The 13,301-nt window shown below is 61.3% G+C and carries 9 protein-coding genes; 5 read left to right on the top strand and 4 right to left on the bottom strand.

Going from position 1 to position 13,301, the window contains the following annotated elements; genetic code table 11:
• Positions 1 to 87: 87 nt before the first annotated feature.
• Both gyrA and mtnA read right to left on the bottom strand, forming a co-directional pair.
• Entirely contained in the window at positions 88 to 2,760 is a 2,673-nt protein-coding gene (gene gyrA, locus M8Q45_RS05325; RefSeq protein ID WP_030141018.1) for a DNA gyrase subunit A, read from the bottom strand.
• Positions 2,761 to 3,203: 443 nt separating this feature from the next.
• Positions 3,204 to 4,280 carry an S-methyl-5-thioribose-1-phosphate isomerase gene (gene mtnA / locus M8Q45_RS05320; RefSeq protein ID WP_249873840.1) on the bottom strand — a complete coding sequence of 359 codons (1,077 nt, stop codon included), beginning with the start codon at positions 4,278 to 4,280 and terminating at the stop codon, positions 3,204 to 3,206.
• A gap of 106 nt (positions 4,281 to 4,386) precedes the next feature.
• Here mtnA and M8Q45_RS05315 point away from each other — a divergent pair, with 106 nt between their 5' ends.
• The 5 genes from M8Q45_RS05315 to M8Q45_RS05295 all read left to right on the top strand — a co-directional run bounded on the left by M8Q45_RS05315 (position 4,387) and on the right by M8Q45_RS05295 (position 9,374).
• A complete protein-coding gene (locus tag M8Q45_RS05315; RefSeq protein WP_249873839.1) occupies positions 4,387 to 5,718 on the top strand; it encodes a TRZ/ATZ family hydrolase in 1,332 nt (443 codons plus the stop codon).
• Positions 5,719 to 5,778: 60 nt separating this feature from the next.
• Positions 5,779 to 6,477 carry a bifunctional 2-polyprenyl-6-hydroxyphenol methylase/3-demethylubiquinol 3-O-methyltransferase UbiG gene (gene ubiG / locus M8Q45_RS05310; protein ID WP_249873838.1) on the top strand — a complete coding sequence of 233 codons (699 nt, stop codon included), beginning with the start codon at positions 5,779 to 5,781 and terminating at the stop codon, positions 6,475 to 6,477.
• A 4-nt stretch (positions 6,478 to 6,481) separates the two neighbouring features.
• Entirely contained in the window at positions 6,482 to 7,153 is a 672-nt protein-coding gene (gene mupP / locus M8Q45_RS05305) for an N-acetylmuramic acid 6-phosphate phosphatase MupP (RefSeq protein ID WP_181288831.1), read from the top strand.
• A gap of 197 nt (positions 7,154 to 7,350) precedes the next feature.
• Positions 7,351 to 8,091: a YciK family oxidoreductase gene (locus M8Q45_RS05300; protein ID WP_249873837.1), complete on the top strand. Its 741-nt coding sequence runs from the start codon at positions 7,351 to 7,353 to the stop codon at positions 8,089 to 8,091.
• 356 nt (positions 8,092 to 8,447) lie between these two features.
• A complete protein-coding gene (locus M8Q45_RS05295) occupies positions 8,448 to 9,374 on the top strand; it encodes a GGDEF domain-containing protein (RefSeq protein ID WP_249873836.1) in 927 nt (308 codons plus the stop codon).
• Between the two features lie 482 nt (positions 9,375 to 9,856).
• Here the strand turns inward: M8Q45_RS05295 and M8Q45_RS05290 are convergent, their stop codons facing one another.
• Together M8Q45_RS05290 and M8Q45_RS05285 are read right to left on the bottom strand one after the other, a co-directional pair.
• Complete coding sequence (locus M8Q45_RS05290) at positions 9,857 to 10,627, bottom strand: iron-containing redox enzyme family protein (RefSeq protein ID WP_283939121.1); 771 nt, start codon at positions 10,625 to 10,627, stop codon at positions 9,857 to 9,859.
• Positions 10,628 to 10,706: 79 nt separating this feature from the next.
• Positions 10,707 to 13,166 (bottom strand): EAL domain-containing protein, encoded by a 2,460-nt coding sequence (locus M8Q45_RS05285; RefSeq protein ID WP_249873834.1) that lies wholly within the window; start codon positions 13,164 to 13,166, stop codon positions 10,707 to 10,709.
• Positions 13,167 to 13,301 lie beyond the last annotated feature (135 nt).

Here is a 13,301-nt window from a genome sequence, read left to right as displayed (position 1 = left end):
CCCCAGAGGGGAATGTGCAGTGTCGCAAATTTTCAAACGGAACAAACAACAAGGGGGCGAATCTTCATCCGCCCCCTGTGTGTCCGCTTAGTCCTGCGGTTCTTCTTCGTCTGCGGCAGCGTCGAGTGGTTGATCGCCGACGGTGTCGTCGACATCGGCACCGAGGGTGCCATCGAACGCTACACCTTCTTCGCCTTCTTCCCCTTCCAGCTCCTCGCCTTCGACTTCCGACGGCTCCTGGACGCGCTCGAGCCCGACCAGTTTTTCGTCTTTGGCGAGCTTGATCAGCGTCACGCCCTGGGTGTTACGACCCAGGCTGGACACTTCGTCGACCCGCGTACGTACCAGCGTGCCCTGGTCGGAGATCAACATGATCTCCTCGCCATCAAGCACCTGGACAGCACCGACCAGGCGGCCGTTACGCTCGTTGCTGACCATGGCAATCACGCCCTGGCCGCCACGCTTGTACTCGGGGAACTCGCTGATGGCGGTACGCTTGCCGTAGCCACGCTCGGAAGCGGTGAGGATCTGGCTGCCTTCTTCCGGGATCAGCATGGAAATCAGCTTCTGCCCTTCCGGCAGGCGCATGCCGCGCACACCGCGGGCGGTACGGCCCATGGCGCGAACGTCGGATTCCTTGAAGCGAGTGACCTTGCCGCCGTCGGAGAACAGCATGACTTCGCGCTCGCCGTCAGTGATCGCGGCGGAAATCAGCACGTCACCTTCGTCCAGCTCCAGGGCGATCAGGCCGACGCTGCGCTGGCGGCTGAAGGATTCCAGCGGGGTCTTCTTCACGGTGCCGTTGGCGGTTGCCATGAAGATGTAGTGACCTTCGGTGTATTCCTCCACCGGCAGCATGGTGGTGATGTATTCACCATCATCCAGCGGCAACAGGTTGACCAGCGGACGGCCGCGGGCGGCGCGGGATGCTTCTGGGATTTCGTAGGTCTTCAGCCAGTACACCTTGCCCTTGCTGGAGAACAGCAGCAGCGTGGTATGGCTGTTGGCGACCAGCAGGTGAGCGATGTAGTCCTCGTCCTTGACGCCCGTGGCCGACTTGCCTTTGCCACCGCGACGCTGGGCCTGGTAGGCGGCCAGCGGCTGGGTCTTGGCGTAGCCGCCGTGGGAAATGGTCACCACGCGCTCTTCTTCCGGGATCATGTCGCCCAGGGTCAGGTCCAGGCGCGCGTCGAGGATCTCGGTGCGGCGCACGTCGCCGTATTCGGCGCGGATCACTTCCAGTTCTTCGCGGATCACTTCCATCAGGCGCGTGGCGCTGTTGAGGATGCGGATCAGCTCGCCGATCTGGTTGAGGATTTCCTGGTACTCGGCCAGCAGCTTCTCGTGCTCCAGGCCAGTCAGCCGGTGCAGGCGCAGTTCCAGGATGGCTTGCGCCTGCTCCGGGGACAGGAAGTACTTGCCTTCGCGCAGGCCGTATTGCGGGTCGAGGTTTTCCGGACGGCACGAATCGGCGCCGGCACGCTCGACCATTGCCACCACCGCGGAGGATTCCCAAGGCGTGCTGACCAGCGCTTCCTTGGCTTCCGACGGGGTTGGCGAAGCCTTGATCAGGGCGATGACCGGGTCGATGTTCGACAGGGCAACAGCCTGGCCTTCAAGAATGTGGCCACGCTCGCGCGCCTTGCGCAGTTCGAATACGGTACGACGGGTGACGACTTCACGGCGGTGACGGACGAAGGCTTCCAGCAGGTCCTTGAGGTTCAGGATCCGCGGACGGCCGTCGATCAACGCGACGATGTTGATGCCGAACACGCTTTGCAACTGGGTCTGGGCGTAGAGGTTGTTGAGGATCACCTCCGGCACTTCGCCGCGGCGCAGCTCGATCACGACGCGCATGCCGTCCTTGTCGGACTCGTCGCGCAGTTCGGTGATGCCTTCGAGCTTCTTCTCTTTCACCAGCTCGGCGATCTTCTCGATCAGGCGGGCCTTGTTCAGCTGGTACGGCAGCTCGGTGATGACGATCTGCTGGCGGCCGCCAACCTTGTCGATGTCTTCGACGGTCGAGCGGGCGCGCATGTAGATGCGACCGCGACCGGTGCGATAGGCCTCGATGATGCCGGCGCGACCGTTGATGATCGCCGCGGTCGGGAAGTCCGGGCCAGGGATGTATTGCATCAGCTCATCGACGGTCAGCTCGGGGTTGTCGATGAGGGCCAGGCAGCCGTCGATGACTTCACCGAGGTTGTGCGGCGGGATGTTGGTCGCCATGCCCACGGCGATACCGCTGGAGCCGTTGACGAGCAGGTTGGGGATACGGGTCGGCATGACCGCCGGGATCATTTCGGTGCCGTCGTAGTTCGGCACCCAGTCCACGGTTTCCTTGTGCAGGTCGGCCAGCAGCTCGTGGGCCAGCTTGGTCATGCGCACTTCGGTGTATCGCATGGCCGCGGCGTTGTCGCCGTCCACCGAACCGAAGTTGCCCTGGCCGTCCACCAGCAGGTAGCGCAGGGAGAATGGCTGCGCCATACGAACGATGGTGTCGTACACGGCAGTGTCGCCGTGGGGGTGATACTTACCGATCACGTCGCCGACGACACGGGCGGATTTCTTGTACGGCTTGTTGAAGTCGTTGCCCAGCTCGCTCATCGCGAACAGCACGCGGCGGTGCACGGGCTTCAAGCCATCGCGCGCATCCGGCAGCGCCCGCCCGACGATTACGCTCATCGCGTAGTCGAGGTAGGACTGTTTCAGCTCGTCTTCGATATTGACCGGGAGGATTTCTTTGGCCAGTTCGCCCATGAGAAGCCTGATTCCTTTTTCTGGTGAAACCTCGTCACGTCCAGATGGGACGAACGAAGCTCGCCGCTGCAGAACAAATGCCATGCAGCGACTTACGACAAATCAACGAGTTATGCCATGGATCTGCGCAGTAAAGGCCACCTCGCGAGGCAGCCTTGGAAACCGCCGGATGTTATCACAAGAGCCGCCACGCACCTATCCCCCAGATGCGCATGGTGTGTAGTTAGTTGACCGATGACAGGCTGGAATGGGACGAGAGGGGCTCAGAGGCGCTGGGAATCGCGATTCGTGGCTGGATTCGGCTAATTTTCGGGCTTTGCCGGCCCCATCGCGAGCAAGCTCGCTCCCACAGGGATTTTTGTATGCCTGGGAATTCAGGCACGCCGCGCATCCAATGTGTGGGAGCTTGCTCGCGATGGGGCCAGCTCAGACGCCGAAAGCCTTCAATGCAAGCGCTTGCGACACATCAACTGCGCCATCTTCGCCGCATCCGGCCGCTCGACGATGCCTTTCTCCGTCACGATGGCATCGATCAGGTCCGCCGGGGTCACATCGAAGACCGGGTTGAAGGCATCGGCGTCCGCCCCGACCCGCTTGCCGCCGACTTCCAGCAATTCACGGCCATCACGCTCTTCGATCGGAATATCGTCGCCACTGGCCAGGTTCATGTCGATGGTCGAGCTCGGCGCCACCACCATGAAGCGCACGCCGTGGTGCATGGCACACACCGCCAGTTGATAGGTGCCGATCTTGTTCGCCACGTCGCCATTGGCGGTGATGCGGTCGGCGCCGACGATCACCCAGGTCACGCCCTTGGTCTTCATGATGTGGGCGGCAGCGGAGTCGGCGTTGAGGGTCACCGGAATGCCTTCGTTGGCGAGTTCCCAGGCGGTCAGGCGAGACCCTTGCAGCCAGGGACGGGTTTCGTCGGCATAGACGCGCTCGACCATCCCCTCGATGAACGCCCCGCGAATCACCCCAAGGGCGGTACCAAAGCCACCGGTGGCCAGGGCGCCGGTGTTGCAATGGGTCAGGATGGCCTGGGCGTTGCCCTGGTGTTTGCGGATCAGGTCGACGCCGAGCTGGGCCATGGTCAGGTTGGCCTCGCGGTCGCTTTCATGGATCGCGATGGCCTCAGCCTCAAGGGCTGCCAGCGGGTCGGCCTGCTCCTTGAGACGCGCCAATCGGTCGCGCATGCGATCCAGCGCCCAGAACAGATTGACCGCCGTCGGCCGGGAATCGGCCAGCAAGGCAAAATCCGCTTCCAGCGCCGCCTGCCAGTCTCCGCCCTCGGCCAACCGCGCCCGCGCCGCCAGCACCACGCCATACGCCGCACTGATGCCGATCGCCGGCGCACCGCGCACCACCATCGAACGGATGGCCTCGGCCACGCCGGCCGCGCTGGTGTAGCCGATCCAGTTTTCCTCGAACGGCAAAACACGCTGATCCAGCAGATAAAGAGCGCCATCGCGCCAATCGATGGCCTTCACCTTCTCCGCAGCCAACAGTCGATCGCGCATCCTTCACCCCGCACTCATGAACAAAAGCCGCCGATTATAGCGATCCCTCCGCGAAGACGCTCGGGTATACTTCGCCATCCTTTATAACCCATGGAACCGTTCCACGATGCCCAAGCCTGCCGTTGCGCTCGACTTATTATTGCTGCCGACCTGGTTGGTGCCTGTCGAACCCGCCGGTGTCGTGCTCAAGGATCATGGTTTGGGCATCCGTGATGGCTGCATCGTGTTCATCGGGCCACGAGCCGAGGCGTTGAAGTGCGATGCCACGGAAATCCGCGAGCTACCTGGCATGCTCCTCAGCCCGGGCCTGGTCAACGCCCACGGCCACGCGGCCATGACACTGTTCCGTGGCCTGGCGGATGATTTGCCGCTGATGACCTGGCTCGAACAGCACATCTGGCCCGCCGAGGGCAAATGGGTCGATGAAGATTTCGTCCGCGACGGCACCGACCTGGCGATCGCCGAGCAGATCCAGGGCGGCATCACCTGTTTCTCCGACATGTACTTCTACCCCAAGGTTGCCAGCGAGCGTGTCCATAACAGCGGCATCCGCGCGCAAATCGCCATCCCGATCCTCGACTTTCCGATACCCGGTGCCGCCAGCGCCGATGACGCCATTCGTCAGGGCATCGAGCTGTTCGGCGATCTCAAGCACCATCCACGGATCAAAGTCGCATTCGGCCCCCACGCGCCGTACACCGTGGGCGATGAGAACCTGGAGAAAATCCGGGTGATCGCCGAGGAGCTGGACGCGGCCATTCACATGCACGTTCACGAAACCGCCTTCGAAGTGCAGCAGGCTGTGGATAACACCGGCGAGCGGCCAATGGCCCGGCTGGCCCGGGTTGGCCTGTTGGGACCGCGCTTCCAGGCGGTGCACATGACTCAGGTCAGCGACGAGGACCAGGCCCTGCTGGTAGAACACAACTGCAGCGTGATCCATTGCCCGGAATCGAACCTGAAACTGGCCAGCGGTTTCTGCCCGGTGGAGCGCCTGTGGCAGGCCGGCGTCAACGTCGCGGTCGGCACGGACGGCGCAGCAAGCAACAATGACCTGGACCTGCTGGGCGAAACCCGCACCGCCGCCCTGCTGGCGAAAGCCGTCGCCGGCTCGGCCACCGCACTGGATGCCCATCGGGCCTTGCGCATGGCCACGCTCAATGGCGCGCGGGCGCTGGGTATCGAGTCGATCGTCGGTTCACTGGAGGTCGGCAAGGCCGCCGACCTGGTGGCCTTCGACCTGTCCGGCCTGGCGCAACAACCGATCTACGACCCGGTATCGCAGTTGATCTACGCCACCGGCCGCCATTGCGTGAAACACCTGTGGGTGGCCGGCAAGCCGTTGCTGGAGGACGGTCGCCTGACTCGCATGGACGAGGCGCAACTGACCGCCACGGCCCAGGCCTGGGGCCGCCGGGTGAGCGGCCAGAACGAATAGCACGCCCCTTGAGCCACGGCTCGGGGTCACTGATTTTTCAAGTTTTTCGAGGATCTGCACATGAGCAACGTCGACCACGCTGAAATCGCCAAGTTCGAAGCCCTGGCCCATCGCTGGTGGGACCGCGAGAGCGAATTCAAACCGCTGCACGACATCAACCCGCTGCGGGTCAACTGGATTGACGAGCGGGTCAGCCTGGCCGGCAAGAAAGTCCTCGACGTCGGTTGTGGCGGCGGCATTCTCAGCGAAGCCATGGCCCTGCGTGGCGCCACCGTCATGGGCATCGACATGGGCGAGGCGCCGCTGGCGGTTGCGCAATTGCATCAATTGGAATCGGGCGTCAGCGTGGAGTACCGGCAGATCACCGCCGAAGCCCTGGCCGAGGAAATGCCCGGCCAGTTCGACGTGGTGACTTGCCTGGAAATGCTCGAACACGTGCCGGACCCTTCGTCGGTGATCCGCGCCTGCTTCAAGATGGTCAAGCCCGGCGGCCAGGTGTTCTTCTCCACCATCAACCGCAACCCGAAGGCCTACCTGTTCGCGATCATCGGCGCCGAATACATCATGAAGCTGCTGCCACGCGGCACCCACGACTTCAAGAAATTCATCCGTCCTTCCGAACTGGGCGCCTGGAGCCGCATGGCCGGGTTGACCGTCAAGGACATCATCGGCCTGACCTACAACCCGTTGACCAAGCACTACAAGCTGGCCGCCGACGTTGACGTCAACTACATGATCCAGACCCTGCGCGAGGAATAAGTCGATGCGTCTCAAAGCGGTTCTCTTCGACATGGACGGCACGCTGCTCGACACCGCGCCAGACTTCATCGCCATCTGCCAGGCCATGCGCGCCGACCGTGGCCTGCCGCCGATGAACACCCAGCACATCCGCGACGAAATTTCCGGCGGTGCCCGGGCGATGGTCGCCGTGACGTTCTCGATGGACCCGGAATCGCCAGGGTTCGAGGAGCTGCGCCAGGAATTCCTCGACCGCTACCTCAAGGGATGCGCGGTCCACAGCCATTTGTTCGATGGCATGGCCGAAGTGTTGGCCGACATCGAGGCGGCCAACCTCATCTGGGGCGTGGTCACCAACAAGCCGGTACGTTTCGCCGAGCCGATCATGCAGCAGTTGGGCTTGGCCGAGCGCTCGAAAGTGTTGATTTGCCCAGACCATGTGAAAAACAGCAAGCCGGACCCGGAACCGCTGATCCTGGCGTGCAAGATGCTCGACCTGGACCCGGCCAGCGTGCTGTTCGTGGGCGATGATCTGCGGGACATCGAGTCCGGCCGCAGCGCCGGCACCAAGACCTGCGCGGTGACCTACGGTTATATCCACCCGGACGACAACCCCAAGCACTGGGGCGCGGATGTGGTGATCGACCACCCCCTGGCGCTGCGTGAAGTGCTGGATAACGCGTTGTGCAGTTGCTGATCTGAGTACCGCTTTTGTGGCGAGGGAGCTTGCTGTGGCGAGGGGATTTATCCCCGTTGGGTCGCGAAGCGCCCCCAAAATATATCTGCCACCGCAGTACATCAAATCGAACCCAGCGGGGCGGTGCGACGTTTCGCTAAATTCCCTCGCCACAACTGCGCACCACTACGCATTGTTTTGTTTCGTGAGGTTTCTTTATGTTTGACTACTCCGCCCGCCCCGACCTGCTCGAAGGCCGCGTCATCCTGGTCACCGGTGCCGGTCGTGGTATCGGCGCCGCTGCCGCCAAGGCTTATGCCGCCCATGGCGCTACCGTTCTGTTGCTGGGCAAGACCGAGGCCAACCTGACCCAGGTCTACGATGAAATCGAAGCGGCCGGTCATCCACAGCCGGCGGTGATCCCCTTCAACCTCGAAACCGCCCTGCCCCATCAATACGATGAGCTGGCAGCCATGATCGAGACCGAGTTCGGCCACCTCGACGGCCTGCTGCACAACGCCTCGATCATCGGCCCTCGCACGCCGCTGGAGCAGTTGTCCGGTGAGAATTTCATGCGCGTGATGCACGTGAACGTCAATGCCATGTTCATGCTCACCAGCACCCTGCTGCCATTGCTGAAGCTGTCCAAGGACGCGTCCGTGGTGTTCACCTCCAGCAGCGTCGGGCGCAAGGGCCGGGCGTATTGGGGGGCTTATGGCGTCTCCAAGTTCGCCACCGAAGGGCTGATGCAGACGCTCGCCGACGAAGTCGACACCGTTGCGCCGGTGCGCTCCAACAGCATCAACCCCGGCGCCACCCGCACCAGCATGCGGGCCCAAGCCTATCCGGGGGAGAACCCGCTCAACAACCCGACGCCCGAGGAAATCCTACCGGTCTACCTCTACCTCATGGGACCAGACAGCCAAGGCGTCAATGGCCAGGCTTTCAACGCGCAGTAACTGCCCACCTCTCGTCGCGGCGGTTTACCGTCGCGGCGCAGACACCTTCGGTGCATTACCCAGCGAAGCGCCAAGACCTTGCCGCCAGCTGCCCCTCTTATCGCCCCTCACCCGTCAGTAACATGCTGATTTTTTGCGTGTTTTTTTAAAGATGAACCGAATGGCACGACTTTCGCTCTAACCACTCAAGCACGCCATGTCCGGCAAGCAATGGACGTTGAGACGGGATCCGCCAGCGCAAGAAAGCGGACTAAACTCAAACCAATGTCCTTCGGGACTGAAGGATCAGTACGACGCGTAGCCCAGTGCCGCTTCACCCGCCGGCCAGGATCGACTCAGTTAGGGGCTCACGCCATATGAAAACGCCCACGCAGACCAATGCGATCGACTTTGACAGCGCCAAGCTGCAGCGCCTGGGCCTTGCCCAGCCGTCGCCGCTCGTGACGCGGCCCGTCAGCCTTTCACAACTGCGCCAGCAATTGAGCCAGCAGTTGCAGACCAGCCTGGAGCCGCAGAGGATCCTTGGCCTGTTCTTCCGCGAAGTGCAGCGGCTGGTGCCCTTGGATGCGCTGGCCTACCAGCACAAACCCAGCGACCTGCGCCTTGAATTTGGCCAGCGCGGACATCACAGCCTCAGTTACAACCTTAGCCATGAAGGCGAACACCTGGGTGAACTGGTGTTCCGCCGCAACCAGCGCTTCACCAACTCGGAGCAGAGCGAACTCGAGTCGATACTCTCCACGCTGTTTTTCCCACTGCGCAACGCCTTGCTCTATCGCGCCGCCACGCAAAGCGCCCTGCGCGATCCGCTGACCGGTACCGGCAACCGTATCGCCATGGACCAGACGCTGGAACGTGAGATCGACATGGCCAGGCGTCACATGCAGCCACTCTCGCTGTTGATGCTGGACATCGATCATTTCAAGCGGATCAACGATAGCCATGGACATGGCGTCGGCGACGAAGTGCTGAAAGCCGTGGCCGACTCGATCAAGAGCCAACTGCGCAATGTGGATATGGTGTTCAGGTTTGGTGGCGAAGAATTCCTGATCCTGCTGGCCAATACCAGCCGGGACGCGGCGGCCATGGTCGGCGAACGGCTGCGTTACGCCGCCCAGGCACAGGATTACTTTGCCGCAGGCACTCGGATCGAACTGACCGTCAGCCTGGGATGCGCAACGCTGCTGCCCGGTGAGTCTGCTGAAAGCCTGCTGCGCAGGGCCGACAGCGCGTTATACGTGGCCAAGCGCGAAGGCCGGAACCGGCTGACGATGGCGGGCTGAGACTTGTTCTGCTTCTCGTCGACACACCGCCTTCGCGAGCAAGCTCGCTCCCACAGGGATTGGCGGCGCACTTCAAATTTCTGGGTCACCACAAAAACCAATGTGGGAGCGAGCTTGCTCGCGAAGGGGCCAGAACAATCAACGCAAGGTTGACGGTCAGACCGCTTTCGCGAGCAAGCTCGCTCCCACAAGGGAATGGCGGTGCACTTGAAACTTCCGGTCACCACAAAACCAATGTGGGAGCAAGCGCGCTCCCACGAGGGAATGGCGGTGCACTTGAAACTTCCGGTCGCCACAAAACCAATGTGGGAGCAAGCGCGCTCCCACAAGGGAATGGCGGCGCATTTGAAACTTCCGGTCGCCACAAAACCAATGTGGGAGCGAGCCTGCTCGCGAAGGGGCCGGATCAGTCAACGCAGGTTGATGGTCAGACCGCTTTCGCGAGCAAGCCCACTCCCACAGGAGGGTCAAGCTATTGGGGATCAGCTACCCGCCAACGCCAGGCGTTCACGGCTGGGCGCGGTTTTCTCTGCAACGCCTGAGTGTTCCAGTTGCATGCAGCGCTCCAGGAACAGATACATATAGTCGTAGCTTTTGCAGACGGCCTGGCGCAGTTCCATCTGCAACGACTTGCTCGGATTCGTGCCCGCCAGGGTGCAGATGATCTCCAGCGCTTCCCAAGGGTGGGCATCGTCATACTGGGCGTGCATCTTCAGCCACTTCATGGCCCGCTTGCGGTCTTCCTCGGCGAAAGCCGCCGCGTAGACGCCACTGGAACAGACCACCGCCGACCACTCCCCGGTCGCGCCCTCGATGGCGTAGTTGGTCGCGGCAATCGCCACGATCAACGAGTCCGCCGAGCTGGTGTGCCAGCACCAATGACTCAACGCATGCAGCTCAGGTGGCACCTGCTGCGCCTGCAGATCTTCGAGTGTCACGCCATGAGCGGCGCTCCAGTTCACCCAATAATCGGCATGATTGAGTTCGACACGAATGTTGCGCATCAGCCAGCGGCGCGCCATGTCCTCGCCGGGATGGCGGGCAAAGCGCGTCTTGGTGAGGTTTTGTGCCATGTACAAGGCGAACTGTTCGACGACGGGCCAACCACCGATAAGGTAGTGGCGCATGGTCTTGGCGCTGAGTTTGTTGTCGCGCATGCGTTGATACAGTTCGTGTTCTACAACCCGGCGCTTGCTCTCGCCGCAATCTGCAATGAGCTGCTGTGCCCATTGCGGATAGCTCTTGGCGTCCATGAGCGGGCCTGTTCGGTTGAATGTGTCGATCACTGTCGGGCTCCTTTTGATTGTGATTTTCTGCGGATCAACAAGAGTTTCAGCGGAACGTGCCGGGGGCCTTGAACAACAACGGCTGAGGCCTGGCCGGCCTACATTGCAACGTGTCACAGGTAAACATCTGTGGCCGCTCGATGACATACCCCTGAGCGTAGTCCACACCGATTTCCAGCAATGCCTGCTCGATCTGGGCCGTTTCAACAAACTCGGCAATCGTACGCTTACCCATGACATGGCCGATATGATTAATCACTTCGACCATTGCCCGGTTGATCGGGTCGTCCAGCATATCCTTTACGAAACTCCCGTCGATCTTCAAGAAGTCTACAGGTAAATGTTTCAAGTAAGCGAATGAAGACATTCCGGCGCAAAAGTCATCCAGTGAGAAATAACAGCCCAAACCTTTGAGTTCATTGATAAAGCGGATCGCGCTACCCAGATTCGAAATGGCGCTGGTCTCAGTAATTTCAAAACAAATCATTTCCGGCGGAATCGAGTAGGCCGCGAACTGTTTACGCAAGAAGTCCAGGAACGCCTGATCTCCTATAGTCGTGCCTGACAGATTAATCGCACACATGGCCAACGGGCCTTGCCGGGATTCGTTCAGGCATTGGCGAATGATCCTGAAGACATTCTCCACCACCCAGCGGTCCAACGAAGTCATCAAGCCATAGCGCTCCGCCGCCGGAATGAAACTGTCCGGCAGAATCATCCGCCCGGCCTCGTCATGCAGGCGCAGCAATATCTCGATATGCCCACCGCCATGATCCCCCGGGCCCAATGCGGCGATCTCCTGGGCGTAAAGGCAGAAACGGTTTTCCTCCAGGGCCATGTGCAAGCGCTGCACCCAGGCCATCTCGCCGAAGCGCAGGGACAACTCCGAGTCGTCGGCATGGTAGACCTGGACCCGGTTGCGTCCCTTTTCCTTGGCCATGTAGCAGGCCATGTCGGCGGCACGCAGGGACGCCTCCAGGGTGGTCGGGCTCTGGGCGATATGCACCAGGCCGATACTCACGGTGGTCACGAATGGCCGGCCTTTCCAGACGAAATGCAGGTTCTGTACGGTCTGGCGCAGGCCTTCGGCAATTTTCTCCGCGGCCTCCGGCGAGCAGTTTTCCAACAGGATGCCGAATTCATCACCGCCCAATCGCGCCAGCGTGTCGTTTTCCCGCAACCCCGATTGCAGCAATGCACAAATGTGTCGCAACAACTCGTCACCGGCCGCATGGCCACAGGTGTCGTTGACCAGCTTGAATTGATCCAGGTCGAGAAACATGAGGGCGTGGCGCCCGACCTGGCGAGTCAGGTTATGCAGCGCTTGTTCGAGGCGGTACTCGAATTCTCGGCGGTTCGCCAGGCCGGTCAGGGCATCGTGAGTGGCTTGCCAAGACAGATTGGCAATGTACTGGCGCTCCTGGGTCATGTCGTGCAGCACCAGCACCGCACCACTGACTTTGCCGGCGTGGCGGATCGGCGCCCCCACCAGGGTGACCGACACCGTGCTGCCGTCCAGGCGCTGGATCAATTTGGAATGCTCGCTGCCGCCCCCCAATCGTCCGCTCAAGATATGCTCGATCAAGGTCAGCCCTTCAGTCTGGGCATTGTCATCGAGCAGATTGAACAGCGCCGCCAGGGGCAACCCCGTGGCGTGCTCGGCTTTCCAGTGGGTCATCGCTTCCGCGGCGGGGTTCATGTAGGCAATGGCGCCCTCGACGTCGGTGGTGATCACGCCGTCGCCAATCGATTGCAGGGTGATCTGGGCCCGCTCCTTCTCCAACTGAAGCGCATTGGCGAAGACCTGCCGCTGGGCCAGCAGTTTATGGGTGCGCAACAGCGCGAGGACAATCAACCCAAGGGCCGTGGCGAAATTGGTCACGAGCAACAGGCGCAGGATAAACCGCGAGCCCTCGCCCAAGGCATCACTGAATGCCTTCGCGGCTGGGGTCACGGAATCGTTGATGGCGAAGATCTGTGCCTTCCAGCCACGGATATCCGTTTCCGAGGCTTGGCCGGCGCTGATGCTGGCGTGCATCTGCCGGGCGACGTTATCCAGTTCAATCAGGTAGCCATCCCCCACCGTCCAGAGATCGATGGCCTCCTCCAGATAGCTGAAATGACGGAAATTGAGATACAGCCAGATCACGCTGGCTACGTCGTCGGGATGATTGCCGCCCTTGAGAATCCCGGCCCGCGCGGCGTCGAGATCAGGCGGCTGGCGATCCAGTGCTACCCGCAGCTCGTGACCGCCCTCGGGCACGGCGATGGCTTGCTGGTACTTGAGAAAAATCGCCTCGTCACGGCTGTCAGCGTAAAGGTTGAGGTAATAAATGGCGTCTTTCTGGCCCTTGGACCAAAGGCTTTCCCCTGCTACATAACCGCGGACTGCCGACAACACGTAAAGACTGACGCCTCCAAGCAATGCTTGAAATAGCACAACGGCGATAAAAGGCCAGACGATACCCAACAACCGTGGCGTTCCGAGAGTCCGCTTTTGCTTCATGAGGTCCCTTGCACAGACATTGCCATTGAGCACCCGCGAGAATTCCGCTCCTGATTCCACAGCCTAGGCTAGTTTTCAATCCTTCGAACGTCGGGATGACCGGATCGCCTGGCTTTTGGTGGAGATTTGGAAAAA

This window comes from Pseudomonas sp. T1.Ur, from assembly GCF_023516725.1.
GTDB classification, from domain to species: Bacteria; Pseudomonadota; Gammaproteobacteria; order Pseudomonadales; family Pseudomonadaceae; genus Aquipseudomonas; species Aquipseudomonas alvandae.
Note: the sequence above shows the minus strand (reverse complement) of the source record. Positions and strands in the feature narration are given on the sequence as shown.